The organism is Flexivirga endophytica (assembly GCF_014640635.1).
In the GTDB taxonomy this organism is placed as follows: Bacteria; Actinomycetota; Actinomycetes; order Actinomycetales; family Dermatophilaceae; genus Flexivirga; species Flexivirga endophytica.
Genome location: NZ_BMHI01000005.1, coordinates 163444 through 190380, shown reverse-complemented (window position 1 = coordinate 190380; position 26937 = coordinate 163444). Strand labels below are relative to the sequence as shown.

Annotated in this window: 26 protein-coding genes; 12 read left to right on the top strand and 14 right to left on the bottom strand. The window is 69.1% G+C overall.

Annotated elements, in window-relative coordinates; translation table 11 throughout:
- Positions 1 to 2: 2 nt before the first annotated feature.
- Both IEX71_RS16185 and IEX71_RS16180 read right to left on the bottom strand, forming a co-directional pair.
- Positions 3 to 665: a response regulator gene (locus IEX71_RS16185; protein WP_188838085.1), complete on the bottom strand. Its 663-nt coding sequence runs from the start codon at positions 663 to 665 to the stop codon at positions 3 to 5.
- Entirely contained in the window at positions 662 to 1438 is a 777-nt protein-coding gene (locus tag IEX71_RS16180) for a sensor histidine kinase (protein WP_188838084.1), read from the bottom strand. The genes IEX71_RS16185 and IEX71_RS16180 overlap by 4 nt, the downstream gene beginning before the upstream one ends.
- A gap of 215 nt (positions 1439 to 1653) precedes the next feature.
- Here IEX71_RS16180 and IEX71_RS16175 point away from each other — a divergent pair, with 215 nt between their 5' ends.
- On the top strand, positions 1654 to 3012 hold the full coding sequence (locus tag IEX71_RS16175; protein WP_188838083.1) for an FAD-binding oxidoreductase: 1359 nt from the start codon (positions 1654 to 1656) through the stop codon (positions 3010 to 3012).
- A 181-nt stretch (positions 3013 to 3193) separates the two neighbouring features.
- Here IEX71_RS16175 and ahcY read toward each other — a convergent pair whose 3' ends face one another.
- The 3 genes from ahcY to IEX71_RS16160 all read right to left on the bottom strand — a co-directional run bounded on the left by ahcY (position 3194) and on the right by IEX71_RS16160 (position 5819).
- Positions 3194 to 4630, bottom strand: coding sequence for an adenosylhomocysteinase (gene ahcY, locus IEX71_RS16170; protein ID WP_188838082.1), 1437 nt, complete (start codon positions 4628 to 4630; stop codon positions 3194 to 3196).
- A 105-nt stretch (positions 4631 to 4735) separates the two neighbouring features.
- On the bottom strand, positions 4736 to 5275 hold the full coding sequence (locus tag IEX71_RS16165; protein ID WP_188838081.1) for a DinB family protein: 540 nt from the start codon (positions 5273 to 5275) through the stop codon (positions 4736 to 4738).
- Positions 5265 to 5819, bottom strand: a complete 555-nt coding sequence (locus IEX71_RS16160; protein ID WP_188838080.1) for a TetR family transcriptional regulator — start codon at positions 5817 to 5819, stop codon at positions 5265 to 5267. Before IEX71_RS16160 ends, IEX71_RS16165 begins: the two co-directional genes overlap by 11 nt.
- A gap of 64 nt (positions 5820 to 5883) precedes the next feature.
- Between IEX71_RS16160 and bioB the strand changes: the two genes are divergently transcribed.
- The 4 genes from bioB to bioD are packed head-to-tail and all read left to right on the top strand — an operon-like array spanning position 5884 to position 10154.
- Positions 5884 to 7020, top strand: coding sequence for a biotin synthase BioB (gene bioB / locus IEX71_RS16155; protein ID WP_188838488.1), 1137 nt, complete (start codon positions 5884 to 5886; stop codon positions 7018 to 7020).
- Positions 7013 to 8359, top strand: coding sequence for an adenosylmethionine--8-amino-7-oxononanoate transaminase (locus IEX71_RS16150; RefSeq protein WP_188838079.1), 1347 nt, complete (start codon positions 7013 to 7015; stop codon positions 8357 to 8359). Before bioB ends, IEX71_RS16150 begins: the two co-directional genes overlap by 8 nt.
- The gene (locus IEX71_RS16145; protein WP_188838078.1) at positions 8356 to 9489 is read left to right on the top strand and encodes an 8-amino-7-oxononanoate synthase; all 1134 of its coding nucleotides are present in this window, start codon (positions 8356 to 8358) and stop codon (positions 9487 to 9489) included. Before IEX71_RS16150 ends, IEX71_RS16145 begins: the two co-directional genes overlap by 4 nt.
- Complete coding sequence (gene bioD, locus IEX71_RS16140; RefSeq protein WP_188838077.1) at positions 9486 to 10154, top strand: dethiobiotin synthase; 669 nt, start codon at positions 9486 to 9488, stop codon at positions 10152 to 10154. The genes IEX71_RS16145 and bioD overlap by 4 nt, the downstream gene beginning before the upstream one ends.
- On the opposite strand, the gene IEX71_RS16135 is transcribed toward bioD, so the two are convergent.
- Positions 10155 to 10772 carry an alpha/beta hydrolase-fold protein gene (locus tag IEX71_RS16135; protein ID WP_268235964.1) on the bottom strand — a complete coding sequence of 206 codons (618 nt, stop codon included), beginning with the start codon at positions 10770 to 10772 and terminating at the stop codon, positions 10155 to 10157. It lies immediately after the preceding gene.
- Between the two features lie 293 nt (positions 10773 to 11065).
- On the opposite strand from IEX71_RS16135, the gene IEX71_RS16130 reads away from it, so the two are divergent.
- From IEX71_RS16130 to IEX71_RS16115, 4 genes are all read left to right on the top strand, one after another.
- The gene (locus IEX71_RS16130) at positions 11066 to 11437 is read left to right on the top strand and encodes a nuclear transport factor 2 family protein (RefSeq protein WP_188838076.1); all 372 of its coding nucleotides are present in this window, start codon (positions 11066 to 11068) and stop codon (positions 11435 to 11437) included.
- 10 nt (positions 11438 to 11447) lie between these two features.
- Positions 11448 to 12422 (top strand): phosphotransferase, encoded by a 975-nt coding sequence (locus IEX71_RS16125; RefSeq protein ID WP_188838075.1) that lies wholly within the window; start codon positions 11448 to 11450, stop codon positions 12420 to 12422.
- A gap of 44 nt (positions 12423 to 12466) precedes the next feature.
- Positions 12467 to 12916, top strand: coding sequence for a GNAT family N-acetyltransferase (locus tag IEX71_RS16120; protein WP_188838074.1), 450 nt, complete (start codon positions 12467 to 12469; stop codon positions 12914 to 12916).
- Positions 12917 to 13065: 149 nt separating this feature from the next.
- Entirely contained in the window at positions 13066 to 13965 is a 900-nt protein-coding gene (locus tag IEX71_RS16115; RefSeq protein WP_188838073.1) for an NUDIX domain-containing protein, read from the top strand.
- On the opposite strand, the gene IEX71_RS16110 is transcribed toward IEX71_RS16115, so the two are convergent.
- Together IEX71_RS16110 and IEX71_RS16105 are read right to left on the bottom strand one after the other, a co-directional pair.
- On the bottom strand, positions 13904 to 14860 hold the full coding sequence (locus IEX71_RS16110; RefSeq protein ID WP_188838072.1) for a DUF808 domain-containing protein: 957 nt from the start codon (positions 14858 to 14860) through the stop codon (positions 13904 to 13906). The two genes, IEX71_RS16115 and IEX71_RS16110, sit on opposite strands and share 62 nt — an antisense overlap.
- A gap of 52 nt (positions 14861 to 14912) precedes the next feature.
- Positions 14913 to 16283, bottom strand: coding sequence for a mycothione reductase (locus IEX71_RS16105; protein WP_188838071.1), 1371 nt, complete (start codon positions 16281 to 16283; stop codon positions 14913 to 14915).
- Between the two features lie 219 nt (positions 16284 to 16502).
- On the opposite strand from IEX71_RS16105, the gene IEX71_RS16100 reads away from it, so the two are divergent.
- Positions 16503 to 17738, top strand: coding sequence for an MFS transporter (locus IEX71_RS16100; protein WP_188838070.1), 1236 nt, complete (start codon positions 16503 to 16505; stop codon positions 17736 to 17738).
- Here the strand turns inward: IEX71_RS16100 and IEX71_RS16095 are convergent.
- From IEX71_RS16095 to IEX71_RS16080, 4 genes are read right to left on the bottom strand one after another with little or no spacing between them, the layout of a single operon-like run.
- Entirely contained in the window at positions 17732 to 18913 is a 1182-nt protein-coding gene (locus IEX71_RS16095) for an SIS domain-containing protein (RefSeq protein ID WP_188838069.1), read from the bottom strand. The genes IEX71_RS16100 and IEX71_RS16095 overlap by 7 nt on opposite strands.
- A gap of 13 nt (positions 18914 to 18926) precedes the next feature.
- Entirely contained in the window at positions 18927 to 19133 is a 207-nt protein-coding gene (locus IEX71_RS16090) for a Trm112 family protein (RefSeq protein ID WP_188838068.1), read from the bottom strand.
- Complete coding sequence (locus tag IEX71_RS16085) at positions 19130 to 20551, bottom strand: phosphomannomutase/phosphoglucomutase (RefSeq protein ID WP_188838067.1); 1422 nt, start codon at positions 20549 to 20551, stop codon at positions 19130 to 19132. The genes IEX71_RS16090 and IEX71_RS16085 overlap by 4 nt, the downstream gene beginning before the upstream one ends.
- Before the next feature lie 11 nt (positions 20552 to 20562).
- On the bottom strand, positions 20563 to 20868 hold the full coding sequence (locus IEX71_RS16080; protein ID WP_373284653.1) for a DUF3499 family protein: 306 nt from the start codon (positions 20866 to 20868) through the stop codon (positions 20563 to 20565).
- Between the two features lie 177 nt (positions 20869 to 21045).
- On the opposite strand from IEX71_RS16080, the gene IEX71_RS16075 reads away from it, so the two are divergent.
- Together IEX71_RS16075 and IEX71_RS16070 are read left to right on the top strand one after the other, a co-directional pair.
- Positions 21046 to 21432 (top strand): metallopeptidase family protein, encoded by a 387-nt coding sequence (locus IEX71_RS16075; protein ID WP_188838066.1) that lies wholly within the window; start codon positions 21046 to 21048, stop codon positions 21430 to 21432.
- The gene (locus IEX71_RS16070; protein WP_188838065.1) at positions 21432 to 22262 is read left to right on the top strand and encodes an SDR family oxidoreductase; all 831 of its coding nucleotides are present in this window, start codon (positions 21432 to 21434) and stop codon (positions 22260 to 22262) included. The genes IEX71_RS16075 and IEX71_RS16070 overlap by 1 nt, the downstream gene beginning before the upstream one ends.
- Before the next feature lie 9 nt (positions 22263 to 22271).
- Here IEX71_RS16070 and IEX71_RS16065 read toward each other — a convergent pair whose 3' ends face one another.
- On the bottom strand, positions 22272 to 23690 hold the full coding sequence (locus tag IEX71_RS16065) for a DUF5719 family protein (protein ID WP_188838064.1): 1419 nt from the start codon (positions 23688 to 23690) through the stop codon (positions 22272 to 22274).
- Positions 23687 to 26881, bottom strand: coding sequence for a glycosyltransferase (locus tag IEX71_RS16060; protein WP_188838063.1), 3195 nt, complete (start codon positions 26879 to 26881; stop codon positions 23687 to 23689). Before IEX71_RS16060 ends, IEX71_RS16065 begins: the two co-directional genes overlap by 4 nt.
- Positions 26882 to 26937 lie beyond the last annotated feature (56 nt).

Genomic DNA, 26937 nt, shown 5'->3' with positions numbered 1-26937 from the left:
GGTCAGTCGTTCGCGGTGGCCAGTCCGGTCTGAAAGGCGAAGACCACCAGGCCGGCCCGGTCGCGGGCGCCGATCTTGGTCATCGCCCTGCTCACATGTGTTTTGGCCGTCATCGGGCTGATCACCATCTGCGCGGCTATCTCGTCGTTACTCATGCCGGTCGCGACCAGCGCCACCACTTCCCGCTCGCGGTTGGTCAGCCGCTGCACCGCTTCGGTGTCCGGTCGGGTCGCCTGCGGCCGCGCTACGAACTCACTGATCAGCCGGCGGGTCAGGGCGGGAGACAACAGTGCGTCACCGTCGACCGCGACGTGCAGCGCGTGCAACAGATCGGCGGGCTCGGTGTCCTTCAGCACGAAGCCGCACGCACCGGCCCGCAGCGCGCCCCAGACGTATTCGTCGACGCCGTAGTTGGTGAGCATCACGACCTGCACGTCCGGCAGCAGCGGGTCCGCGACGATCCGGCGGGTCGCCTCGATGCCGTCCAGTCTCGGCATCTGCACGTCCATCAGCACGACATCGGGACGGTGCCGGGTCGCCAGTGCGACCGCTTCGTTCCCGTCGGTGGCCTCGGCGACGACGGTGATGTCGTCCTCGGCGTCCAGCAACGCCCGGATCCCGCTGCGGATGAGCGCCTGGTCGTCCGCGAGCAGCACCCGGATCACGACGCGGTGCTCACCGGGAGCTGCGCCAGCACGCTGAAGCCACGGTCGGCACCCGGCTCCGCGCGCAGCGTCCCGCCGACGCCGGTCACGCGCTCGCGCATCCCGACCAGGCCGTAGCCGGGCACTCCGGAGGGTCGGGCGGGTCCGGTGCCGTCGTCGTCGATGCGCACGGTGACAGCGCCGTCGTCATACACGACCTCGACGGCGACGGAAGCGTCACCGGCATGCCGCACGGCATTGGTGAGCGCCTCCTGCACGACCCGGAAGGCGACCTCGTCGACGTCCGCGGGCAGACGGCGCACCTGGCCGCGGATGCGCAACGTCGTCGGCAGACCCGCGTCGCGGGTGCGCTGCACCAGTGAGGGCAGCCGGTCCACCGCGGGTTGCTCGGGCGCGTCGCAGTCCTCCCGTCGCAGGACGTCGAGCGTGGCCCGCAACTCCCGCACCGCGTCCCCACTTGCCTCCTGTATGGCGAGCAGCGCGTCCGGCGGCTCCTCGCCCTGCTTGCGGGCGAGGTGGGTGGCGACACCGGCCTGGACCTTGATGACGGAGATGCTGTGCGTCAGCGAGTCGTGCAGCTCACGCGCGATCCGTAGCCGCTCCTCCACCGCGCGCCGGCGTGCTTCCTCTTCACGGGACCGCTCGGCCGCCTCGGCGCGTCGCTCCGCCTCGTGCAGGCGGGCCTTCCACTCGTGCGCGGCGACCAGACCGACGGCGCCGAAGAGGAACCAACCGACGCCGGCCGCGGCGCTGACGGTGCGTGCTCTGACCATGTTCTCGAGCTTAGAAGCACCGAGGGCGGCGGCGCGTGGTCCAGCGGGAGTAGTCCGGCGCTACTCCCGGCGCAGTAGTCGGGTCCGAAAGTCGGACCGCAGTGTCGGTCGACGGACCGCGAAGTGACTCCTGTCGGGCGATGTGCGACGGGCCGAATGTCGACAGCCTTGTGTTGCAACGGCTTTCACCCGAAGGTCCACACGAAGGAGAGGTCATGGTGTTCAATCTGACGACACTTCCCGAATCGCTGGTACCCGGTGACGTCGGGTATGACGACGCCGCGCAGGTGCTGTTCGCGACGGGACGACCCGCGGTGATCATGCGACCGGAGACGCGATCGGAAGTGGCCGACGCCGTCCTACACGCACGACGCAACGACCTTCGGATCGCGGTGCGATCGGGCGGCCACGGGCTGCTCGGGCACGGCACCTCGGACGGTGGCGTCGTGATCGACCTGGGACGACTGGATCACGTCGTCGTGCTCGACGCGGATCGGCGGCTGGTGCGCGTCGGCGGCGGCGCGACCTGGGGGCGTGTCGACGAGGTGCTGCGGCGTCGTGGCTGGGCGATCTCCTCCGGTGACACCGCGGGGGTCGGCGTGGGCGGCCTGACGCTGGGTGGTGGCTTCGGGTGGATGGTGCGTCGCTACGGGCTGGCCATCGACAATCTGGTCGCTGCACGGGTGGTGCTCGCGGACGGCTCCGTCGTGACAGCGTCCGAGACACGGAACCCGGATCTCTTCTGGGCCTTGCGCGGCGGCGGGGGGAACTTCGGGGTGGTGGTCGATTTCGACTTCGTGGCCGTCGACGTGCCCAGCGTGCACTTCGGGGAGATCGTCTACGGGCCGGTCGATCCGGAGGTGCTGATCCAGCGCTGGCGAGACGCCATGCGGCAGGCGCCGGTCGAGCTGACGAGCGCTCTCATCCTGCCTCCGGCGGGGGCCGATGGCGCGGCGACCGTCACGTTCTGTGTGACCGGTTGCGGTGTGGCTGCTGCGGATTCGGTGATCGAGCCGCTACTCGGGATCGCTCCGGTGACCAGGGCAGGCATCGAGGAGCGTGCGTATGGCGACGTCCTCGAGCCGGGCCATCCGCTGCCGCCCGGCTTACGGTTGTTCGCGCGCAACGTGCTGATGGACAACCTCCACGAGGACGCGATCGGGGCGGTCGAGCGGTTCCGTCAGGCGTCGGCGTCGACCAGTGTGATCTTCCGTTCGCTCGGTGGCGCGTTCGGTGAAGTCCCATGCGATGCAACGGCTTTCGCACATCGAGACGCTCAAGTGATGGTGCTTGCGATGTCGATGGCTCCGTCGGACATCGCAGCCCGTTCGGAGGCTGCGCTGCAGGCCGCATGGGCCGACGTCGCGTCATACGGCGGTGGTGTCTACCTGAATTTCCAGGGCTCGGGGTCGGGCGAGGACCTGCGTGCGGCATACCCACCGGCGACCTACGACCGGCTGGTCGCGGTGAAGCGGCAGTACGACCCGGAGAACGTCTTCGCCCGCAACCACAACGTCCCCCCATTTACCGAGAGGACACCCGAACGCCCACAGGACAGGCAATCCGGGTCCTAAAGCGCCGATTCGGCTGTCCTCTCGGGATTTGCCTGTCCTCTCGGCGATAGAGGCGACCGGCGAGAGGAGGCAAGCGAACGACAAGCGGACGCCCGACGAACGACGACCACAACGGCACCGGCCCGGCAACGAACTTGTTCGTTGCCGGGCCGGTGCCGTGCGAGGAGCGAGTCCAGAGGACTCAGTAGCGGTAGTGGTCCGGCTTGTAGGGGCCTGCCACGTCGACGCCGATGTACTCGGCCTGCTCCTTGGTCAGCTCGGTGAGCTGGGCGCCGAGCGCACCAAGGTGCAGGCGGGCGACCTTCTCGTCAAGGTGCTTGGGCAGCACGTAGACCTGCTTGTCGTATTCGCCGGGCTTGGTGAACAGCTCGATCTGCGCGATCGTCTGGTTGGCGAACGAGTTGGACATGACGAAGCTCGGGTGGCCGGTGGCGTTGCCGAGGTTCATCAGGCGGCCCTCGGACAGCACGATGATCGAGTTGCCACCGGGGAAGGTCCACTCGTGGACCTGCGGCTTGATCTCGGTCTTGGTGATGCCCTTGATCTTGGCCAGGCCGGCCATGTCGAGTTCGTTGTCGAAGTGCCCGATGTTGGACACGATCGCCTTATTCTTCATCTGCTGCATGTGCTCGGCAGTGATGATGTTGAAGTTGCCGGTGGTGGTGACGAAGATGTCGGCCTCACCGACGACGTCCTCCAGGCGCGCGACCTGGAAGCCCTCCATCGCGGCCTGCAGGGCACAGATCGGGTCGATCTCGGTGACGATCACCCGGGCGCCCTGACCGGCGAGGGCCGACGCGCAGCCCTTGCCGACGTCGCCATACCCACAGACGACGGCGACCTTGCCGCCGACGAGGACGTCGGTGGCGCGGTTGAGGCCATCGAGGACGGAGTGGCGGCAGCCGTACTTGTTGTCGAACTTGCTCTTGGTGACCGAGTCGTTGACGTTGATCGCCGGGAAGAGCAGGTCGCCGGTCTTGGCGAGCTCGTAGAGGCGGTGCACGCCGGTGGTGGTCTCCTCGGTGACGCCCTTGATCTGGGCGGCGGCCTTGGTCCACTTCTGCGGGTCCTGCTCGAGCGTGCGACGCACCAGCGCCTTGAAGACCTGGAACTCCTCGGGGTCCTCGTCGGTCGTGGGCGGCACCTGGCCGGCGGCCTCCCACTCCTTACCGTTGTGGACGAGCATCGTGGCGTCGCCACCGTCGTCCAGGATCATGTTGGGGCCGTCGCCCTCGGGCCAGCTCAGCGCGAGGTCGGTGCAGTCCCAGTACTCCTCGAGCGTCTCGCCCTTCCAGGCGAACACCGGGACACCCTTGGGGTCCTCGGGGGTGCCGTCGGGGCCGACGACGACCGCAGCCGCGGCCTCGTCCTGGGTGGAGAAGATGTTGCAGGAGCACCAGCGCACCTGCGCACCGAGCGCGGTGAGGGTCTCGATGAGCACCGCGGTCTGCACGGTCATATGCAGCGAACCGGTGATCTTGGCGCCCTTGAGCGGCTGGCTCGCGGCGTACTCCTCGCGGATGGCCATCAGGCCGGGCATCTCGTGCTCGGCCAGACGGAGTTGATGACGTCCTGCCTCGTGCAGGCTCAGATCTTTGACCTTGAAGTCGAAGGACATGGGTGTCCGTTCCCCTTAATCGTTGCTGTCAACTGTCCGAGCCGGCGCGCCCCTCTGGGCTGTTGCTGCACAAGGGTCATCACCCACGCCGGTGCCGGCAGTCTACTAGGACTGCAGCGGTGCGCCCACGTCATACGCGTGATGGATCAGGTCGTGCAGGCAGTACTGCCCGAGCGTCAGCACGGTGAAGGTCGACCCGTTGGACCGGCGGCCGGTGCGTGTCCAGGCGTCGTCGGGGACGGTGTCGAACCGCGTCGCGAGCGCGTCGGCCGCCGGCCCGATCTGTGCGGCCACCGTGAGCGGGGACTGCTCGGCATACGCGCCCTCTACCGCAGCGGCGTCCTGGTCCCAGTTGTCGAACGGCGGGTCGTTCTGTTGGAGCATCAGTTGCAGTCGACCCTCGAACACTCCGCAGACGTCCCGCACGTGGGCGCCGTACTCGAGGTCGGACCAGACGCCCGGGCGCTTCCGCTCGCGCACCTCGGGGCGCCGAAGGACGTCCGGCCATGGCTCGACGGCACGCAGGATCTGCGCGCCGAGCGCGTGTCCGGAGATGGCACCCGCTTCGAATCCGCAGTCAGGGCACGGGCGTTCGACGACCCAGGTCCAGTCCTTGCTATCGGGGACGATCTCGTCAGCTGCCATGAGCGCTCCTTCGTTCGGCGGTGGGCGTGATGGAGATCAGCGCGAGGTCGAGTCCTCGTTCGAACGTCGCGGCGGCTCCGCGCAGGGGGAGGTCGGCGGACCGCCGGTCCTGCTCCGTGCCGATCGAGCCGAGCACGTGGTGCACGATCAGGTCGGTGGCCGCGGACGTCTGCGCCGGTGAGTCGCAGAGTGCGCCGACGAGGTGTCGTAGCCGGACGAAGGCGGGCACCGAATCCGCATCGAGCGCGTAGCTGAGGGCGACGACGTCCGCGCCGTCGGGCACCGGGAGGACCGCGTTGCGCATGTCCCCGGCGAGTCGACGGATGTCGGCGACCGGATCGCCGGTGGTCGCGGTCGTGACCTCGGCGAGCATCCGCTCCGACACCCGGACCAGCAGGGTCTGCTTGTTGTCGACGTGCCAGTAGAGGGCTCCCGGCTGCACGTCGAGCTCGCGGGCGAGGCGCCGCATCGTGAGGTCGGCCAGGCCGTGCTTGCGCAGCAGGCCGACCGCAGTATCGATGACCTCGTCGTGGGTCAATGCCACCGATCTCACCTCCCGGATCCCATGGGCGCGGTCGTCGCGGCATACTTGAACGGTGTTCAAGGATATGTCGCTCATCGACCATCGTGTCACCGAGATCCTCGCAGGTGGCAGCGCAACACCCGAGGACGCGCTCGCGGTGCTGCGCGCACCGGACGACGAGGTGCTGGCGCTGACCGCTTCGATCTCCCGGTTGCGGCGGGAGCATTTCGGCAACACGGTCAAGGTCAACTACCTGGTCAACCTGAAGTCCGGGCTGTGCCCCGAGGACTGTCACTACTGCTCGCAGGCGCTGGGCTCGGACGCCGACATCCTGAAGTACAAGTGGCTCAAGACCGAGGAGGCCGTCTCACAGGCGTCCGCCGGTCTGGCCGGCGGTGCCACGCGGGTGTGTCTGGTCAGCAGCGGTCGCGGGCCGACGAACCGGGACGTCGACCGGGTGTCGAACATGGTGACCGCGCTGAAGGACGAGCATCCGGACGTGGAGGTCTGCGCGTGCCTCGGCCTGCTGAAGGACGGGCAGGCGGAGAAGCTGCGCGAGGCGGGTGTGGACGCGTACAACCACAACATCAACACTGCCGAGTCGCATCACGACTCGATCGTCACCACCCACTCGTATGCCGACCGCGTGAACACCGTCGAGCAGGCCAAGTCGGCCGGCCTTTCCCCCTGCTCCGGGCTGATCGCAGGGCTCGGTGAGAGCGACGAACAACTGGTCGAGGCGCTCTTCGCGCTGCGGGACATCGGGTCCGACTCGATCCCGGTGAACTTCCTGATGCCCTTCGACGGCACGCCGTTCGAGGGGACCTGGGAGCTGACCCCGATGCGGTGCGTGAAGATCCTCGCGATGGCCCGGATCGTGTGCCCGGACAGGGAGATCCGCATCGCGGGCGGCCGGGAGATGCACCTGCGGTCGCTGCAGGCGCAGGCGTTGCACCTGGCGAACTCCATCTTCCTGGGCGACTACCTGACCTCCGAGGGGCAGGCGGCCGAGGAGGACCTGGCGCTGATCCGGGACAACGGCTTCGTGGTCCTGGGGGCCGACAGCGGGTCGAGCGATGTCCTGAGTAGTTCCGCGAGGCACGAGCGGGACGTATCGAAGGGTAGCGGTGAGGTACGAGCCGCGTATCGAGACCAGGGCGTTTCTCACGACCCAGTCGCCCGCCGCCGGGGCGCCGGGACCGAGCTCCAGCCGAATGCGTGAGGCGCCGACACTGAACACCCGCGGCAGCGGGAACGTAGCCACGCGTGACCGCGGTTTGGTGTGGCATCCATACGCACCACTGAACGGCCCTGAGCCGTATGCCGTTTCGGGCGCTTCCGGGGTGCGCCTGTCCTTGAGTTGTCCGGACGGATCGTCCGCCGAGGTCGTCGACGCGATGGCGTCGTGGTGGTGCGCGGTGCACGGCTACGGGCACCCGGCGCTCAACGCGGCAGCGCACCGGCAGATCGACGACTTCAGCCATGTGATGTTCGGTGGGTTGACCCACGAGCCGGCCGTGGAGCTCGCGGAGCGACTGGTCGCAATGGCGCCGGGACCAATGGCGCACGTGTTCTACGCCGACTCCGGGTCGGTCTCCGTGGAGGTGGCGCTCAAGCTCGCGCTGCAGTACCAGGCCGCGACGGGTTCCCCGCAGCGGCAACGGTTTCTGACGATCCGGGGCGGCTATCACGGGGACACCTTCGCCGCGATGAGCGTGTGCGACCCGGTCGACGGGATGCACTCGGCCTTCCCAGGGGTGCTCGCCTCGCACCTCTTCGCGCCGCGTCCGCCGCTGGCCCGGGTGGATGCGGACGGGCGCTGGACCACTGACGAGGAGGCGCTGGACCGCTGGACCGCTGACTTCCGGTCCCTTGCCGCCACGCACGCCGGAGAGCTCGCGGCAATCGTGGTGGAGCCGGTGTTGCAGGGTGCCGGCGGCATGCGCCCCTACGACCCACGCTGTGTGCAGGTCATGCGCGAAGTCGCCGATGAGCACGGGCTGCTGCTGATCGCGGACGAGATCGCGACCGGGTTCGGCCGCACCGGAAGGCTATTCGCGTGCGAATGGGCCGGCGTGACTCCGGATGTCATGTGCGTCGGCAAGGCGCTGACCGGTGGTTACCTGTCCCTCGCGGCCGTGCTGATGACATCGCGGGTCGGCGCTGCGATCACCGGATCGTCCTTCGGGGCGCTGTTGCACGGCCCGACCTTCATGGCCAATCCGCTGGCCTGCGCGGTGGCTTCGGCGTCGCTGGACCTGCTCGGCGACTCGTGGGCGGTGAACGTCGCCCGGGTGGCGTCGGGTCTGCGGGCCGGGCTGGCCCCGGCACTCGAGTTGGCGTCCGTCCGGGAGGTCAGGACGGTGGGGGCGGTTGGCGTCATACAGCTCGACCGGGCCGTGGACGTGCCGGCCGTGACTGCGGCTGCGGTGCGAAACGGCGTGTGGGTCAGGCCGTTTCGCGATCTGGTCTACACGATGCCGCCATACGTCACCACTGACGACGACATCGCGACCATCTGTGCAGGGATGGTCGCGGCGGTGCGGGAGGTGCATCAATGACCTGGAGCAGCTGGCTGGCGGACCGCGCTGCGCTACGTCAGGAGCGGGGTGTCGAGCGCACCGATCCGGTCGTGCGCAGCCACACGATGATCGACCTGGCATCCAACGACTACCTCGGACTCTCCCGCGACCCACGGATCATCGCGGCCGCTGTCGCCGCGACGGAGCGGTATGGCGCCGGGGCCGCGGCCTCCCGCCTCGTCACCGGCACGCTGCCGATCCACCGCGAACTCGAATCGGCCCTTGGCGATCTCACCGATTGGCCTGCTGCGCTGGTGTTTTCGACCGGGTATGCCGCCAATCTGGGCGTCGTCTCTTCGCTGGCCGGGCGTGGAGCGCACGTCCTGCTCGATGCACACGCGCATGCGTCGCTGCACGATGCCGCGCGGATGTCGCGGTCGCCATACGTGCTGTTCGCACACAACGACGTTGCGGACCTGGACGCGCGATTGCGCGAGCTCGACGGCGTACGTGTGCTGGTCGCGGTCGAGTCCATCTACTCGGTGCTGGGCGATGCCGCTCCGCTCCCCGAGCTGTATGCCGTCTGCCGCAGTCACGGGGCGCTGCTGCTGGTGGACGAAGCGCACGGGATCGGAGTGGCGGGCGATGGACGCGGTCTCGTGCACGGCCTCGGGCTGGCCGGACAGCCGGACCTCGTGGTGACCGCGACTCTGTCCAAATCGCTTGGTGCGCAAGGCGGTGCCGTGCTCTCGTCCGCCTCTGTACGCAACCACCTCGTCAATACTGCGCGGTCCTTCATCTTCGACACCGGCCTGGCACCGGCTGCGGCGGGAGCGGCACGGGAAGCTGTGCGCCTCATCGGTGAGCAACCCGAGCTGGCCGCCGCGGTGCATCTGCGGGCGAGCGTGATCGCCGAACGGTGCGGCATCTCCCCCGCCGCCGGTGCGGTCCAATCGCTGCCCATGCCCGGACCGCTCGAGGCGGTCGCCGCGCGCGACGAACTGCGGGCCGCGGGGGTGCTGGTGGGCTGCTTCCGGCCACCGAGCGTGCCGGACGAAATCTCACGATTGCGGATCACGGCGCGAGCGGACCTGACGCTCGACGTCGTCGACTCGGCCGCCGAGCGGGTCGGCAAGGTCGCCCGACGCACTGAACGCGTGCCGACGTGACCGCCATCGTGGTCACGGGCACCGACACCGATGTCGGCAAAACCATTGCCACTGCTGCCATTGGGGCTGCGCTCACGGCGACCGGTCAACGTGTCGCCGTCTACAAGCCGACCCAGACCGGTGTCAGTGGAGATGAGCCGGGCGATGTCGCCGAGATCGAGCGGCTCACCGGTGTGCGGGGCGAAGACGGCGTCCGGCTGGTCGCCCCGATGGCGCCCCGGCCCGCGGCTGCACTCGAGGCCACCACTCTCCCAATGCTCGAAGATCACCTCTCACGCGTCGCCCGTCTGGAAGGGTCGTGCGATGTCGTGCTCGTCGAGGGTGCGGGCGGGCTGCTCGTCGAGCTCACCGAGCACGGCGAGACCGTCGCAGACCTGGCGAAGGCGCTCGGCGCCCCGGTCGTGGTGGTGGTTCGGTCCGCGTTGGGAACGCTCAACCACACTGTGCTGACGCTGGAAGCGTTGCGTTCCAGGGAGATTCGGACGCTCGGGCTCGTGCTGGGTTCCTGGCCGGCCGATCCCTCGGTGGTGGAGCTGAGTAACCGGGACGCCTGCGAGACCGGTGCGGTGCCGCTGTTGGGCGCCATACCTGCTGGGGCCGGTCACCTGTCGCGGGACGAGTTCATTGCGGGTGCGCCTGACTGGTTGCCGGGACTGCCCCGCTAGCTAGTCCCGCCAGAGCCACCGGAGCGCGTCGGGCAGGAGCACGCCGCCGTGGTTGCCGGTGTGCGCACCCTCGCCGAGGACCAGCCGGAAGTCGTATGCCGCCTCCGCGAGTGCGGCTGCGGTGCGTAGGTTTTCGGCCAACCAGTTGTACTCGGCTTCGTCCCAGCCGAGGTCACGATGACTCTCCTGCAGGAAGATCCGCAGCGGCTTGCGTGGTGTGGTCGCGAGCAGTCGCGGATAAGGGTTGCCGCCGGGGATCTGCGCGAAGCTGGACACCAACGCGATGACCTTCCGGAACGCGTCGGGTCGGTGCCAGGCCGCGGTGACGCTGCCGTTGCCGCCGCTACTCCCGCCGCACAAGCCACGCGATGCGGGGTCATCGATCGTCGGCGCGATCTCGTCGACCCGTCGCAGCACTTCGTCGAGCAGGAACGTCGCATATCGATCGTCGAAGGCGTCGTACTCGAAGTTCCGGTTCTTGCGTTCCGGCTGTCTTCGACTCCGGTGAACACTCCCGGATCGACGAAGACGCCGATCATCGGCGGTATGGCGCCGTCCTGGATCAGATTGTCGAGCACGATGCCGGCCCGCACGTCGTCCTCGGGATCGAGGTACCACCAGCCGTCCTGAAAGACGATCACCGGCAGCGGTTTACCCGACGCGCCATACGGGCGGTGCACCCAGACCGTGCGGTCGGTGCCCGGATAGATAGCGCTGTCGTCGATCGTGAACTCGGTCGTGATTCCTCGGGGAACGTCGTCGCGACGGATCGAGTCCGGCCCATGTTCGTAGATCACGTCGGCCTGATCGACCGGCAAGGGTGCATACGGGATCCGGACCGACATACGCCCAGGATAGGTCCGTCTCATGGAGGAGAAGCGAGTGTCGGTGCGGCCGCCTAGGGTCGGTTCATGGCAACCGCGGAGACCTTGTTACGAGACTTGTGCAGCCGGATCGGCGCCTGCTCCTGGGACACGCTGGGTGAGCTGCTCCACCCTGATTTCGTATGCCGATACGCGCACACCGCAGAGATACTCAACGGGCCCGAGTGGGTGCGGCTCAATGCCGAATATCCGGGCTTTCAACGCCTCGAGGTCCTCGACGTCGTCGCGTCCGGTGAGCGCGCGGTCGCCCGTGCGCTCATCGTCGGCGGGCCGGACAGCGCAACCCAGGAGTTCCAGGTCGCGAGCTTCGTCACCGAACGCGACGGACTGATCGCCGAGCTGACCGAGGTGTGGACCGATGTCGGTGAGGCACCACCGGAGGGGGCCCGGCCACAGTAGAAAGGAGGGCATGGACCCGCCGCGCACAGTCGACCGGCTACTCGCGACGTTCGGTGTCCCGGCCGACGTGGTGGCCGTTGCCGAGGTTGGGCGTGCCTGGTCCAACCGGGTCTGGTCGGTGCGGACGACACGCGGGCACTACGCCGTCAAGGAACTGCTCAACCCGTGGGGCGATCCGTTGTGGCGTGAGTGGCTCGAAGAGGCGATCCGTTTCGAGCAGTTCGCTGTCGACGCCGGCGTGCGCTCCCCGAACCTGTTGCGGACCGGCACCGGTGACGCCGTCGTCGACCTGGACGGGCGGACTTTCCGGGCACACGAATGGATCGAGGACTCCCGTCCGTGCCCGGACGGGTCTGCCAATGCGTCCATCGTGCGTGCGGTAGCACGGGACCTGGCGACCATGCACGCCCTTGGTGTCGAGCCGACCCGTCAGGACGTCTTCCCCGTCCCAACGACCGCAACCTGCGACGGCTGGCCGGATCTCATCGGAGAGCTACAGCAGGTGGCGTCGCCATACGCACACGACGCGGAGCGGATCGCGCTCGAGGTCGCGACCATCCGGAGTTGGTTCGTTCGACGCCCGGACGGTCGCATGGTCATGTCGCACGGTGACGTCGACCAGAAGAACCTGCTGCTCGCCAACGGCTCCACCTGGCTGGTGGATTGGGACGTCGCAGCACCGTGGTTGCCAGCGGAAGAAGCGATGCGTACTGCGATGTCCCTGGCGAACTGGACCAGCCCCGTGATCGTCGACGACTTCCTGGCCACCTACTTCCGGGAGGGCGGAGAGGCGTTCGAGCCGGACGCGTCCCTGCTCGCTCACGATCTGCGGATCAGTCTCGATTGGCTCGATCGCTGCCTCCGCATCGCCTCGGGACTGTTGCCGGCCGAACGACACCGGGTCGCCGAGGCGCGTCAACAGATCGATGCGGAGATGCATCGATTGCCGAACCACGTCGCCATTGTCGGGGATCTGGCTCGTTGATCAACAAAGCCTCACGAAACGCTCCAGTCCCATACGTTTGGAGCGTGAACGTCAGCTCTCCACGTGGTGTCGAAGTCGTACTCGTCCGTGAGGTAACGCCCGAACTGCATTCGGCCGCAATTCAATTGGTCGCTGAGCTCTCGTCCTCCGCCCCATCGTTGCGGTATGACGCACTTGAGGCTCTGGTGGCGCACGACGCCATCGATGTGTTCATCGCTGCACGCGACGATGACGTCATCGGGATGTTGACGCTGGCCACTTTCCCGATCCCGACCGGGATCCGGGCGTGGATCGAAGATGTCGTGGTCGCCGCGGCGGCGCGTGGGTCGGGCGCGGGTATGGCGCTGGTGGAGGCCGCGGTCGACCGTGCTCGCGAGCTCGGTGCGCGCACCGTCGACCTCACCTCGCGACCCAGCCGGGAAGCAGCGAATCGGCTCTATCAGCGGGCCGGTTTCGAGCAACGCGACACCAACATCTACCGACTGCGACTCTGATCCGAGCCGCCCCCGCGTGCCCCGTCTTCTCGGCCACCGCAGTGCGGGGCCGAACCTCGCGACGGACGCGCTTGGTCTCGATACACCTCCCCCGCTTCGCTCCTCCGGCACTCGACCAGCGTGAGCAGGCAGAGCCGTACGGTGAACACATGAGCCACTGGAGCCCCGAGGACGCGCGCGTCCTGGCATTGCCGTCCGGGCGGCTGGTTCGCGGCCGCGGGCTGAGCGCGCACCCGGAGGTCTCACCCGATCCGGACTTCGGGCTCTACCTGCTGGCCGAGTCGGTGCACGGCGTGCCGTGGCACCACACCTGGATCGAGTGGACGGACTTCGGGCTACCGGTCGATCCAACCGCCGCGCGGGAAGCACTCACCACCGCGTGGCAGCGCGCGGCATACGAACGCGTGGAGATCGCCTGTCTCGGTGGCCTCGGTCGCACGGGCACCGCGTTGGCGTGTCTCGCTGTGCTCGACGGTCTGCCTCCCGACACGGCGATCGATCTGGTGCGCGCCCGCTACGACACCCGCGCGATCGAAACTCCGGAGCAGGTCGAGTTCGTCAGCGAATTCGCGTCGGCACAACCGGCACCTACTGACGCCACGGTGAATTCGACGCAGTCACGCGCGACACGGGTCGGCGCGTATGCCGTGTGCATCCACGACGGCTCGATCCTGCTCTCGCACCAGATCTCCGCCGGCCCAGCGCAGGGAAAGTGGACTCTGCCCGGCGGAGGTGTCGACTTCGGCGAGGAGCCGGCCGGCGCCGCCATACGCGAATGCCGTGAGGAGAGCGGGCTCGTCCCGGAGCTGGGCCAGGTCCTCGGAATCCATTCCAACACCTACGAATCCAGTGATGGCATCGAGCGACACGGCATACGGATCCTCTACCGTGCGGTGTTCGCCGAGGGCCGACCGGAGCCGATGAACCCGAATGACGGCGAGATCGACCAGGTCGGCTGGTTCGCCCTGGACGACCTGCCGAGCCCGATCACTGACTGGGCGAGGCTGGGGTGTCGGCTGGCGACTGCCGTACCTTCCGCTTCGGTATGACGTGCATGACCGCCACCAGGATCCCGCCGACGATCGCACCGAGCACGGCCGAGAAGAACGTGTTGACAACCCAACCCAGCGTCGAGCCGAGCGCACCGGTGGCCTCGTGCACCGCGTGCTCCAGGTGATGCACCGCGCTGTATGGCGCATGCCAACCCAGCTCGTCGAAGCCGCCCAACAGGATGTGCCCGCCGACCCACAGCATCGCCACGATGCCGACGGTCGACAGGACCGCCATGACCTTCGGCATGCCGGTCACCAGGCCACGGCCGAAACGCTCCCGCGCTCCCGTCGCGCCGTCCGCGAGCGCCAGCCCGATGTCGTCCATCTTGACGATCAGCGCCACCACGCCATACACGAGCGCGGTGATGACGACAGCGACGACGATCAGGATCGCCGCTCGTAACAGGAACGGCTCGTGATCGACCTCGTTGAGCGAGATGACCATGATCTCGGCGGACAGGATCAGGTCGGTGCGTATGGCGCCGGCGACGACCTTCTTCTCGTCCTTGGGCCCGTCGTCCGACTCCTCGTGGTGTCCGGACAGTGCTTCCCAGATCTTCTCGGCGCCCTCGAACGACAGGTAGGCGCCGCCCAGCATCAGGATCGGCGTCAGCGCCCACTCTGCGAACTGACTGAGGATCAACGCGACCGGCAGGATGATCAGCAGCTTGTTGCGTAGCGAGCCGATCGCGATCTTCTTGATGATCGGCAGCTCACGCTGGGCCGACAGGCCCTCGACATACCGCGGTGTGACGGCTGTGTCGTCCACGACGACACCCACCGCCTTCGCACTGGCCTTGCCGGTCGCCGCACCGACGTCGTCCAGCGATGCCGCAGCCAGCTTTGCGAGGGCCGCGACGTCGTCGAGCAGCGCTACCAGTCCACCTGCCATGCGCGAAGTCTATGCAGGAAACGTCCAGCGACCCGCCACCCCGACGTGTGCGTCAGTCGAACTCGAGCCCGAGCAGTGCGTTCTCGACGACCTCGGCCAGCGCCGGATGGATCCAGTACTGCCCACGCGCGACCTCAGGAGCGGTCTGCCCGAAGCTCATCGCCTGGATGATCGGCTGGATCAGCGAACTGGCCATCGAGCCCATCACGTGCGCACCCACGATGAGTTTCGTACGGCGGTCGGCGATCACCTTGAAGATGCTGGTCGTGTCCTCCATCGCCCAGCCGTACGCCGTGTCGCCATACTTCTGGACCTTGACGGTGACATCGACGCCGGCCTCGCGGGCGTCGGCTTCCGTCATACCGACCGAGGCGATCTGCGGGTGCGTGAACACCGCGGACGGCACGAATCGGTGATCGAAGGCCTGCAGGTCGTCGGGGTGCACGAGATTGTGCGCGACAATCCGCGCCTCGTGGTTGGCCACGTGCTTGAGTTGGTATGCCGAGCTCGCGTCGCCCAGTGACCAGACGCCCTCCACGTTGGTCCGACCGAACTCGTCGACCCGCACACGGCCATCGGAATGCGTTGCGACCCCTGCCTTTTCGAGACCCAAGCTGAGGGTGTTCGGCTCCCGCCCGGTGGCGACGAGCAGAACCTCGCCGCTGACTACCTCACCGGCCTCGAGCTCGAGCGCGACCTCTTCGTCGGACTCCTTCGCGCCGACGACGGTCGCGTTCAGGTGCACGTCCCACTGCTGGATCGCGAGTTGCGTGAACTCCTCGCTGATCTGCTCGTCCTCCTTGCGCAGCAGTCGCCCGCTGCGGTTGACGATGCGCACCTGGACTCCCAGCGCGCTGAAGACGTGCGCGAACTCCGACGCGATGAAGCCACCGCCGAGAATGACCATGGAGGAGGGGAGTTGGTCGATCCGCATGATCGTGTCGCTCGTGTGGAACGGCACCCCGGACTCCGAAATCACTTCGGGCACCACCGAATGCGCCCCCGTAGCGATGACGATCTGGTCCGCGGTCACCTCCTGGACCTGGCTACCGACCTGCACCCGCAACTCACGCGGCCCGACGAACTCCGCATGCCCTTCGTAGGCCGTCGTATTCGCGCCGTTCTCTCGGTATTCGCGACCACCGGCCTCGATCGGGTCGATCCGCCCGAAGACACGGTCCCGTATGTCGCGCCAGCGCACACCGTCCAGTGTCGCGTCCACGCCATACCGGCCGGACTCGCGAATGGTGTCGGCCACTTCCGCGGCATACACGAACATCTTGGTGGGGATGCACCCGACGTTCAGGCACGTCCCGCCGAAGAGCCCCTCCTCGATGACCGCCACCCGCTTGTCGTCGAAGTCGGGCGTCACGAGTGAATTGCCGGAGCCGGTGCCGATGATGGCCAGGTCGAAATGCGTCACAACACAAGCGTATGCCGAGCCATTTTCGAGCCCATCCCGAGACCAAGGTGAGACCAACGGGGTGCCGAGTTCGTCGTCCGGTCGGGCCTATGCAGCGGAATGGAGCGCTAGCGGAATGGAGCGGAGTGAGACCCGGCCGGGCGGCGGGCTCGGTGCCCGTAACCTGACCAACATGCGTCCATATTGCGATACCACTGTTCAGATTATGGACGCCCCCTGATGCTGAAGGCATACGGGGACAATCATTCAGTAATGACGGAGAGCACCCATTGGCGGCGCAATCTCTTTGTCTGCGTGGGCGGTTCGTTCACGACGATCGTGGCAATGACGATGCTCATCCCCTACCTGCCGATCTTCGTCGAAGAGCTCGGGGTGCACGACCGGGACTCGGTGTTGCGCTGGTCGGGCATCGCGTACAGCGCGACGTTCTTCACCGCCGCGCTGACCGCTCCGCTGTGGGGCACTCTCGGGGATCGTTTCGGGCGCAAGTCGATGCTCATCCGCGCCAGTCTCGGTATGGCGATCGTGATGTCGTGCATCGGTCTCGCCCAGAACGTCTGGCAACTCGTCGGCCTCCGCCTGCTCACCGGTCTGCTCGGCGGCTACGCGTCCGGCTCCACGATCCTCGTCGCAGCGCAGACACCGAAGGAGCGCAGCGCGTGGGCGCTCGGGGTGCTGTCCGGTGGCGTGATGGCGGGCAACATCGTCGGTCCGCTCTTCGGCGGTTTCGCACCGGAGCTGGTGGGTGTGCGCACCACGTTCTTCGTCGCGGGCGGGCTGATCTTCCTGGCGTTCATAGCGACCACGACGCTGCTGCACGAGGACCGGAAACCCACGGCACGCACAGCAACCGAGCACCACGGCACCTGGTCCCAACTACCGCAGCCGGGCGTGGTGGCGATGCTGCTGGTCACGTCCAGTCTGCTGCTCTTCGCGACCATGTCGGTGGAGCCGATCATCACCGTGTTCGTGCAGGAGCTGACGAACGGCTCGGATCGCGCGTCCTTCGGTGCCGGCGTGATCATGGCGCTCGGGGCGGCCGGCAGCATCGCCTCCGCACCGCGGCTCGGCCGGGTGGCCGACCGCATCGGTCACCTCACCGTGATCATCGGCTGCCTCGCGGCGGCAGGCCTCCTGCTGTTCGCCCAGTCCGCTGCTCCGAACGTCCTGGTGCTGGCGATCCTGCGACTGCTGATGGGTGCCGCTCTCGGTGGGCTGATGCCGGCGATCACCGCGGCGATCCGCCACCGGGTGCCCGATCGGATCGTCGGGCGTGTCCTCGGACTGTCGGTCTCCGCGCAGTATGTCGGGCAGGTGACCGGTCCGCTGATGGGCGGGTATGTCGGGGCGCATCTCGGCCTGCGGTCGGTCTTCGTGATCACCGCCGTCGTGCTGCTGGCGGTCGCGGCGGCCGACCTGGTGATGGTGCGCCGCCCACGGACGGCGACCTACTGATCGGATGTGCGGTCGCGCAGATCCGCGACGTGCGGTGACACGGCCGGGTCGAGTCCGAAGCCGAGCGCCAGATAGGTCGCGGCGAAGTCGGTCAGCGCCATCAGCTCGGCCAGCCTGACCACCGAATGTCCTGGCGCAGCAACGGATTCGATCACCTTCGCACCCGCGGATCGTGCGGTGCCGAGGACCGCATCGGTCAGTGCCGCCGCCACGTCACTCTCCTGGGTCTTGGGCTGCAGCGGAGCGTCGCGCAACATCATCAGCCCGAGCTTCGGTTGCGCGGGTGCGTCGAGGAACGGGTCGGCGAAGATGTCCGCCTGACGCGCTGTCGCCGCCCCGGTGCCACCGCCTGCGGTGAACGGGCCGTCGAAGCACGCGACGACCTGTGACGCGGCGTCCGGCAGCTCTCCCCACGTCGCCGGCATCCGCGCCGTCTGTGCGAGCATCGCGGCCGCGCGCCGGGCCGCCACTCCGGCCAAGGCACCGTCACCGAGCACGACCGGCACGGTCTCGGCCAACTGCACCGCGATGAGTTTGGCCGGATTGACGAACGATTCGGACGAGGGTCGACAGGCCTCGGCCTGCTCGTCCAGTCGCGTGGCGACCTCGGGCAGCACCGACTCCGGCACGTCGACGAGACCGAGCACGTGCCCGGCCATCAGCACCGGGGTGAGCAAGGACCACAGCGAGGTACGCGACGAGGCGCGACCGCGACCGACGCCGATGTGCACGCCTCGGGCGCGATGGCTGATCTCCGCCAGCGGCGAGTCCTCGGCGCCCACTGTGAGCAGGGCCGCCCCACGCCGCGCGGCCTCGCGGGCGACCGCAACAGGACCGTCGGCCCGCCCCGACAGCGACACCGCGATGACCAGGTCGAGCGGACCGACCCAGCCCGGCAACGGCAGATTGCGACGGACCGTGACCGGCACCGGTGACGAGGGCTCGGCCAGCATCTCCAGCACGTCCGCGACGACGGCACTGCCACCGAGCGCGGCGACGACCACTGACCTGGGTCGTTCTCCATAGGCGACGCGATCGACGCCGGCCTCGGTGGAGAGGGTCACCGCTTCACGGACCTGTGCTCCGGCGGTTGCGAGTGCACGCAGGGTCGCGCGTGAGTCCCGGCGAGCCAACTCGTCGGGATCGTCGAGTCCGGTCTCATCCAGGTAGGGCATCGCAGGCTACGAATCAGGCTGTGAACACGCGGGACTCGTCGGCCAGCAGGACCGGGACGCCGTCGTCGATGCGGTATCCGCGCCGTTGTCCGGGTGCGCCACAGTCCGTGCTGCACTGCAACTCGGGCTTGCCGTCCGGACCGGTGCCGTCCACCAGCTCGTGCAGGCCGACCGGGCAGCGCAGGATCTCCCGCAACCAGGGGTCAATGGTCGTGCTCATGCCTGAATCTCCTCACGGATCTGCTGAAGGGCGCTGTCACGCACGCGTTCCATCGTCGCACGATCCGCGGCCTCGACGTTGAGCCGAAGCAGCGGCTCGGTGTTGCTGGCGCGCACGTTCAGCCACCACATCGGCTCCGCGAGGTGCGTGATGGTCAGTCCGTCGAGCGTGTCCTCGTCCGCGCCGCCCTGCTCACGTGCCCAGTCGCTCACCCGCGCGGTCGCCGCAGCGCCGTCGGTCACCCGGGAGTTGATCTCACCGGAGGCGACATACCGGCTGTACGACGCGGCCAGCGCCGACAGGGGCTGCTCCTGCTCACCGAGCGCGGCCAACACGTGCATCGCGGCCAGCATCCCGGTGTCTGCGTACCAGAAGTCGCGGAAGTAGTAGTGCGCGGAATGCTCGCCACCGAAAATCGCCTGGTGCGAGGCCATTTCGGCCTTGATGAAGGAGTGGCCGACCCTTGTCCGCACCGGCTCGCCACCCTGCTCGGCGATGATCTCCGGGACCGCGCGGGACGAGATCAGGTTGTGCACGACGCGCGAACCGGCACCGGCCTTGGCGATCTCCCGCGCTGCCACGAGCGCTGTCACGGCGGAGGGACTCACCGGCGCACCCTGCTCGTCGACGACGAAGCAGCGGTCGGCGTCCCCGTCGAAGGCCAAGCCTGCGTCGGCACCGTGCTCGACGACGGCTCGTTGCAGGTCACGGAGGTTCTCCGGCTCCAGCGGGTTGGCCTCATGGTTGGGGAACGTCCCGTCCAGCTCGAAGTAGAGCGGCACGACGTCGAGCGGTAGCGCCGGCAGCCCGGCGCCGGTGCCCAGCACGGCCGGCACGGTGTGGCCGCCCATCCCGTTGCCGGCATCGACCACGACCTTGAGCGGGCGGCTGCCGGACAGGTCGACAAGGCCGCGCAGGAACACCGCGTAGTCGGCGAGCAGATCGCGCGCGGTGATCCCACCGGTCGACTCCCCGCTCGGTGCGGTCGACGGGTCGTCCAGCCATCCCTGAGCCATGGCGGTGATCTCGCCGAGGCCGGTCTCACGACTCACCGGACGCGCAGCGGAACGGCAGAGCTTGATGCCGTTGTACTGCGCAGGGTTGTGGCTGGCGGTGAACATCGCACCCGGCAGGTCGAGGGCACCGCTGGCGTAATAGAGGCCGTCGGTCGAGCAGAGGCCTATCTGTATGACGTCCAACCCCACCGAGGCGGCACCACGCGCGAACGCGTCGGTCAGTGTGGGCGAGCTCGGGCGCATGTCGTGACCCACGACGATCGCCGAGGCGCCGTCGGGGCGAGCGACGACACGCGCGAAGGCCGCACCGATCGCGGCGGCCACGTCATCGTTGAGTTGCTCGGGCACGAGGCCTCGAACGTCATACGCCTTGCAGAAGTCGGCGAGTCGGGGCACGGTCACAAAGGGTGAGCCTACCGGGACGAATCCAGGCCGGGCAGCACGGTCAGCACCGGGCGGCCGCCCTCCTTCGGCGGCTGCTCGGCCATCGGTGGTGGGGCCGCCGCGGCACGCACGGCGTCGGCCAGCGCGAGCAGGTCGTCGGGTGTCGGCTCCGGCTCGGTGAGGTCGATCGCGAGCCGCACCACGTCCCACCCGCGGGGCGCGGTCATCCGGGTCGTGTGATCGGCGCACAAGTCGTAGGTGTGCGGCTCCGCGTAGGTCGCCAACGGCCCGAGCACCACGGTCTGGTCCGCGTGCACGTAGGTGAGGGTCGCCACCGCCGCAGACTTGCATGCGGTGCGGGAACACAGGCGCTTCACACTCGGACCAGTCACGATGCTCGACTCTAGGACACCGGGACCGGTCGTGGGTCCCCGGCACGCCGCCTGCTCCGGGATCGCCCTGCCGGGCCGGGCGTCCGTGGCGAATCCCGTTGTGCTGGCTAGAGTCGACGTATGACGACCGATCGACACGGCCGCGGCTTCCGTGGTCCGCTGGCCTGGCCACCGGTCCCTGCCATGCGCAGCCGATCGGCGCAGTTCGACGAGCTCGTACTCGACGGGGTGGAGAACCTCGAACGACGCCTCAAGCGCAGCCTCGACGGGATCGAGTTCGCGGTGGAGGACGTGCCCTCGACCGACCCACCGCCCTGGGAGGCCGACCTCGCACTCGGTCGGGCCTACCCCGAGCAACGCGGGCGGGCCGCTCGTGTGGTGCTCTACCGACGCCCGATCGAGTCGCGTGCCGCCGAGGACGCGGACCTGAGCGACCTCGTGTGGGATGTGCTCGCCGAGCAGGTCGCCCACGTCATCGGCATACACCCCGACGATCTGGAGGACTGATGTCACAGGCCACTGATCCGCCGCCGCTCGTCCCCGGCCTGCCCGGCGTCGCCCGGCTACCCGTGCTGGTGACCGGCGGCACCGGCACCATCGGTTCCCAGGTCGTGGCGGAGTTGCTCCGATCCGGCGCTCCGGCAAGGGTTTTGACTCGTATGACGGGTCAAACGAACACGGACGCACAGGAGATCGAGGGCGACCTCGCCACCGGCTCCGGACTAGACGAGGCGGTCGACGGTGTGCAATCGGTGATCCACTGCGCCAGCAACGCCGCACACGCCCAGGACGTCGACGTCGACGGCACCGAGCGCCTGTGCAACGTACTGGCCGAGCACAACCCCACCGCCCGGTTGATCCACGTGTCGATCGTCGGCTGCTGGGAGAACCCACTGCCCTACTACCGGGCGAAGGCAGCCGCGGAGACCGTGGTCATCGGATCGGGTCGCAGCCACGTCATCGTGCGTGCCACCCAGGTGCACGAGCTGGTGCACCGACTCATCGGCGGCCAGGTCGCCGGGTTCGGCGTGGGACTGCGCGGCCTACGCTTCGCGCCGATCGAATCCGCTTGGCTGGCAATGCAATTGGTCGACCGCGCGCTGGAGGAGAAACCGTCGCAGGCGAGCGTCGAGTATGCCGGCCCGGAAATCCTGACCGGCCGTGAGCTCGCGGTGCTCACCGCCCACATCGAAGGGCGCCGCGCACCACGGGTGCTGCGGCTGCCGGCCGTGGGTGGCACGATGCGACGCTTCGCCGAAGGATCCAATCTGCCCGGACCCCAGGCGATCCGGGGCGGCGCGACCTACGCCCAATGGCTGTCCGACCAGCCGGCGTGACAGCCGGCCTCAACCGCGGGCCGGCACCAGTCGCTTGGTGGACTGGCTGAGCGGAGTCTGGTCCAACGGCATGGTCGCCAGCAGGTCCGCGTTGTCGTGTCGGCCACGCAGCGTGACCGCAGCGTGCACCGGGTGGCCCTTGCCCGGCCTGACCCAGACCGCCGTGGCACCCGCGCCGATGTCGGTGACCACCGGACGATCCGCAGGGATCGCAACGGTTCTGGCCTTCGGTCCCGCCGAGGTCATCGTGATGACGTCGGCGCTCGTCGCGGTCGGAGCGCTGAGCATCAGCGAGGCCTTGGCCTGCGGTATGCCGTCCGGGATCGCGATGCCGGCCGGGCCGTCGATCGCCGGCAGCGCTGGTGCCCAGGTCAGGTCGGTGGTGCCGGAGCCGGCGGTGCGGCTCATCACCGATGCGGCGACCGGGACGTCGCCGGTGATCTGCACGTCGTAGTTGCCGGTTGTGAGACCGGTGAGCGTGACCCCTGTGCTCGTGCCCGGCGCGACCGTCTGCACCTTGTCGACGACCACCGCGCCGGCGGTGTTGACGACGCGCACCCGCACGATCGCCTCGTCCTTGCCCGGGACCGCGACACGGACCTGGGGGGCGGCGCTGGTCGCGGACACCCCTGGAACGGTGAGCTTCTCGGCAGGCGTCACCGGTGCGCTCGTGGTGTCCTCACCGACCGGTGTCTCGCCGTTCATCCAGGCGTCGGTGAGCGATGCGGACACGCCGGCGCCGGTCGCGGTGACGTGCACCGCCGGTGCGGCGAGGGCTGCGGCGAAGTCACCGAGCACCAGCACTTTTCGTTCACCCGGTGCGAGCACAGTGCCCTTGACCGACGCAGCCGCGTCGGCACCGTCGGCTCCCAGGACCGTGACATCGACCGTCGTCGGCGTGGCGCCGGTGTTGACGAGGGCGAGTCGGGCGACACGGCCGTCGTCGTGTCCGCCGCCGAAGAACCAGCCGTCCTGCACGGGCCCGCCGCAGCCGCTGACGTTGAGCCCACGGGCCGTGGTGCGCTCGTCGAGTTGTGTCTGCGTGGCCACCAGTCCGGTCGCCAGGCCACCCTTGCCGACCACGGACGCGGCGGTCGTCGCGGGCAGATCCGTGCTGACAGCACCACCACGCCGCAGCGACAGCGGCTTGCTCCTGCCGTCGGTCGTGACGGAGACTGATCCGCCCGACGCGGTGCCGTGGACCCAGTCCGCCGGGGCGGACGCCGCGCGCACCCGGCCCGCCGCGGCGGCGCCGGTGCAGGAAAGTGAGACGTCCCGCAGCGCGCTGGACGTCGTGTCGACGTCGAGCTGACGCACGTCGGCCGGCCGCGTCGCGTCCGCGGTGTCGGTCGTCTGGGTGGCTCCCCAGACCAGACCGGCTCCGGCGAGCACCGCCACTGTCGCCCGAACGACCCCGAAGACCTTCACAGCGTCCTCCGGGAGCGTCGGTTGCCGAGTGGTATCGCCAGGAAGAGCAGCAGTGCGGCCAGCGCACCCTGGCCGAGCGCGATGTTGCGGTGCTGCACGCCGGGGTCGATCACCAGCCGGCCGCCGCCGGCCGGCATGGGATAGCGCAGTCGGCCATCGGACACAACCGGCTGGACCCGGTGACCGTCAACGGCGACCGTGCCGTGGTCGCGCCAGCCGGCGCCTTCGGCCAGCACCAGGTCGCGACCGGCGGGTCCTGCCGGGAGTCGCGTGTGTGATCGAGCGTGAGCCACGGTGGAGGGCAGCGAGTCGACGGGTACGCCGTCACGCTCGAGCCATACGCGGCTGCTCGCCACGACGGTGCCGCCGCCGGAAGTCACCGCGGGGTCGACGCGCCATACAGCGGCGCGCGCAGCGCGGGAGATCTGGGTCAGCCCGGCCACCCCGTGCAGTGTGTCGGTGACCGCGGCTCGCTCACCGGGCCCGTCGACGATGACGAAACCGACCGCCAGCGCACGCAACTCGGCCGCGACGGCATCGGCCTGGTCGGGCTCCAGCAGCGCGGTGGCGGCAGTGGCCGCCTGACCACCGCCGCTCGGGGCGGGCTGGTGCAGCCCGGTCGCCGGCAGCCCGGTCTCGCGGCCGGTGAGCCGATAGGTGATCGCGCCGGTGTCGGAAATGCTCAGATGCAGCAGCCGCACGGCGTTGGGACCGGTCAATTGGCTGGCGACGACGCTCGGCGGGCCGGCCGGGGCCGGCCGCAACGCGGTCGTCGGTTGTGCCTGCCAGGCGACCAGCCCCGCGATGCCGGCGAAGAGCACGCACGCCGTCGCCGTGACACCGACCGCGAAGCGATGCACGAACCGCGGCGCTCGCGCCGAGCGCTCGGCCAGCAGGCCGCGCAGCCCGACGAGGCCGGCGGCGATGAGCGCTGCGGCGAAGACGTCGAGGCCGAGTCCGGCCCAGGGTGTGCGCGTTCCGTCGGACCACTGGACCAGGTGCAGATGGCCCGCGGCGAGCCCGGTGGCCAACCCAAGCAGCCCGACAAGGGCGAGCCCGGTGGATGCCTTGCCGAAGCCGGACCGGACGAGACCGGCGATCCCGAACACCAGCACGGGGGCGCTCGCCAGCACGGCGTAGGAGCCCGGGCCACCGGGATGCAGCAGCAACAACTGCCATGCCGGGTGGTCGTGCAGCGTGTCCAGTCCGCCAGGGCCGGCGAACAGCGCGCGCCAGTCGCTGAGCAGGTTGCGGGTCCACCAGCCGAGCACCAACCACGGCAGCACTGCGACGGTCAGGCCGCGCAGTCGCGCCCAGCCCGGGCCGAGCACGACGACGCCGAGTGCGACGAGGGAGATGACGATCAGCAGTGCGGGCGCGAAGGCGCCGACCACGGCTGCGGCCAGCACGGTGCCGAACGTGACCGGAGTGCTGGCCCGGCGCCGGCCGATCTCGAACACCCCGGCGAAGGCGAACGGGAAGACGATGTGCGCCACCACCGGGCCCAGCCGGCCGCCGGCGACGGCGGTCGTCAGGGTGGGCAGTGTTGCCCAGGCGAGCGCGGCGGCGACGCGCGGCCACCGTGCATGGGTGGCGATGCGTCCGGCGCGGTAGGCGACCAGGCCGGAAAGTGGCATCGCGAGGACCAGCAGCCAGGTGACGACGGCTGACGCGGAAGCCGCCCCATGGACGCCGGGGAGCTGCTGCGCGATCCACGCCAGCGGCGCGAGCACGACGAGGTATGGCGTGGCGGAGCCCGCCTGGCCGAGGCCCGGACCGGTCCAGGCATCGCGCCACATCCGCCATACGCCCGAGGCATCGGTGGTGAAGGGCTGCAGCGCTCCCCCGGTGAGGCCGTTGCCGGTGCCGCGCAGTGCGCCGCCGGTGATCAGGTCGCGCCAGCACACCGCCGCGGTCGCGAGCAGACCGAGCACCACCCACAGGCCCGGGTTGCGCAGCACGCCGGTGCGCCCGGCGACCGGCGTCGGCATCGACTCGGCGTCATCGGCCACCGGTCCGGTCTCGACCGGCGCGGTGGCGGGTATGTCGCGGCGGGTCGGCTCCGGGGTGATCGCGTCGCCGATCGTGGCGGTCGCGTGATCGATCGCGCCCCGCCAGGGCACGAAGATGTTGCGCAGGTTGCGCCGCCGGGTGCTCGCCCGCCCGATGAACCGCCACCGGGCGCCGATGATGCGGACCACACCGAGCGGAGCGCTCGCCTGCGCGAACTCCGCCAGCGAGCGGCGAGGGCGCTTCAACAGCAGCATCAGCAGGCCGAGCACGGTGCAGCTGAGCAGGATCCACAACGCCATGAACGGCAGGCCGAGCAGCGAACAACGCGCGAGTGCGACCTGGCGGTGCCGTCGCAATGTCCGGGGGCTGCGCGGAGCCGGCCGGTCGACGTCGCTGTCCTTGCCGACGAGGTCCTGGTGCGCGCGGGCGGCAGGTACGACGATGACCTGTCGCCCGATCAGGTGGGCGCGCCAGGAGACGTCCAGACCGTCGCCGTCTCCGTCGAAGGCCGGGTCGAAGCCACCCAGGCCGAGGTAGACGTCGCGGCGGATGAGCATGCCTGCGCTGCTGACGCCGAGCACGTCGCGCCGGTCGTCGTGCTGGCCCTGGTCGGGCTCGCCCTGCATGCGGGAGCCGACGTGCCGACCGGTGCGGGTCAGGTCGATGCCGACGTTGACCAGTCGCGTCGGGTTGTCGCTGTCGAGCACCTTGCAGCCGGCGATGCCGATGCGATCGCTGCCGGAGACGACGGAAACCAGTTGGGAGAGGGCGTCGGAGTCGGGGGCGCTGTCCTCGTGCAGCAGCCACAGCCACACGTCGCGGTCACGCGGGCGGACCGGTCTCTTGCGCGCGCGGCGGCGCGGGCGCAGCGCCACCACGGCGTCCTCGCCGGGATCGGGCAGCGCGGTGACCGCGGTGTCGACGATCTCGGCGAACGGTGTGCCCGCGGGCACGGTGACGACCGAGAGCGACCAGTCGGCGTCGCCGACGGCAGGGTGCTCCGCGAGCAGGCCCGGCAGATCGCGGCCCGGTGTCGCGTCGATGACGATCAGCCGATCCGGCCTGTGATCGGAAGCGACGAGCGCGTCCAGGGTCTCGAGGAGTCGCGGGTGATCACTGTGCTGCACCACCAGCAGCGCGGTGACGGCGAGCTCTACGGCGTCGTCATCGGTCGCCAAGAACCCGGCACTGACCAGCTCGGCTGCGTGCCGGGAAGGCGGGGCTTGCGTCGTGG

Bases quoted from the DNA above. Each gene is read 5' to 3' on its own strand.
- IEX71_RS16180 (WP_188838084.1), bottom strand. From the start codon at position 1,438: ATGGTCAGAGCACGCACCGTCAGCGCCGCGGCCGGCGTCGGTTGGTTC.
- IEX71_RS16175 (WP_188838083.1), top strand. From the start codon at position 1,654: ATGGTGTTCAATCTGACGACACTTCCCGAATCGCTGGTACCCGGTGAC.
- ahcY (WP_188838082.1), bottom strand. From the start codon at position 4,630: ATGTCCTTCGACTTCAAGGTCAAAGATCTGAGCCTGCACGAGGCAGGA.
- IEX71_RS16165 (WP_188838081.1), bottom strand. From the start codon at position 5,275: ATGGCAGCTGACGAGATCGTCCCCGATAGCAAGGACTGGACCTGGGTC.
- bioB (WP_188838488.1), top strand. From the start codon at position 5,884: ATGTCGCTCATCGACCATCGTGTCACCGAGATCCTCGCAGGTGGCAGC.
- IEX71_RS16150 (WP_188838079.1), top strand. From the start codon at position 7,013: ATGCGTGAGGCGCCGACACTGAACACCCGCGGCAGCGGGAACGTAGCC.
- IEX71_RS16145 (WP_188838078.1), top strand. From the start codon at position 8,356: ATGACCTGGAGCAGCTGGCTGGCGGACCGCGCTGCGCTACGTCAGGAG.
- IEX71_RS16130 (WP_188838076.1), top strand. From the start codon at position 11,066: ATGGCAACCGCGGAGACCTTGTTACGAGACTTGTGCAGCCGGATCGGC.
- IEX71_RS16125 (WP_188838075.1), top strand. From the start codon at position 11,448: ATGGACCCGCCGCGCACAGTCGACCGGCTACTCGCGACGTTCGGTGTC.
- IEX71_RS16115 (WP_188838073.1), top strand. From the start codon at position 13,066: ATGAGCCACTGGAGCCCCGAGGACGCGCGCGTCCTGGCATTGCCGTCC.
- IEX71_RS16110 (WP_188838072.1), bottom strand. From the start codon at position 14,860: ATGGCAGGTGGACTGGTAGCGCTGCTCGACGACGTCGCGGCCCTCGCA.
- IEX71_RS16100 (WP_188838070.1), top strand. From the start codon at position 16,503: ATGCTGAAGGCATACGGGGACAATCATTCAGTAATGACGGAGAGCACC.
- IEX71_RS16095 (WP_188838069.1), bottom strand. From the start codon at position 18,913: ATGCCCTACCTGGATGAGACCGGACTCGACGATCCCGACGAGTTGGCT.
- IEX71_RS16090 (WP_188838068.1), bottom strand. From the start codon at position 19,133: ATGAGCACGACCATTGACCCCTGGTTGCGGGAGATCCTGCGCTGCCCG.
- IEX71_RS16075 (WP_188838066.1), top strand. From the start codon at position 21,046: ATGACGACCGATCGACACGGCCGCGGCTTCCGTGGTCCGCTGGCCTGG.
- IEX71_RS16070 (WP_188838065.1), top strand. From the start codon at position 21,432: ATGTCACAGGCCACTGATCCGCCGCCGCTCGTCCCCGGCCTGCCCGGC.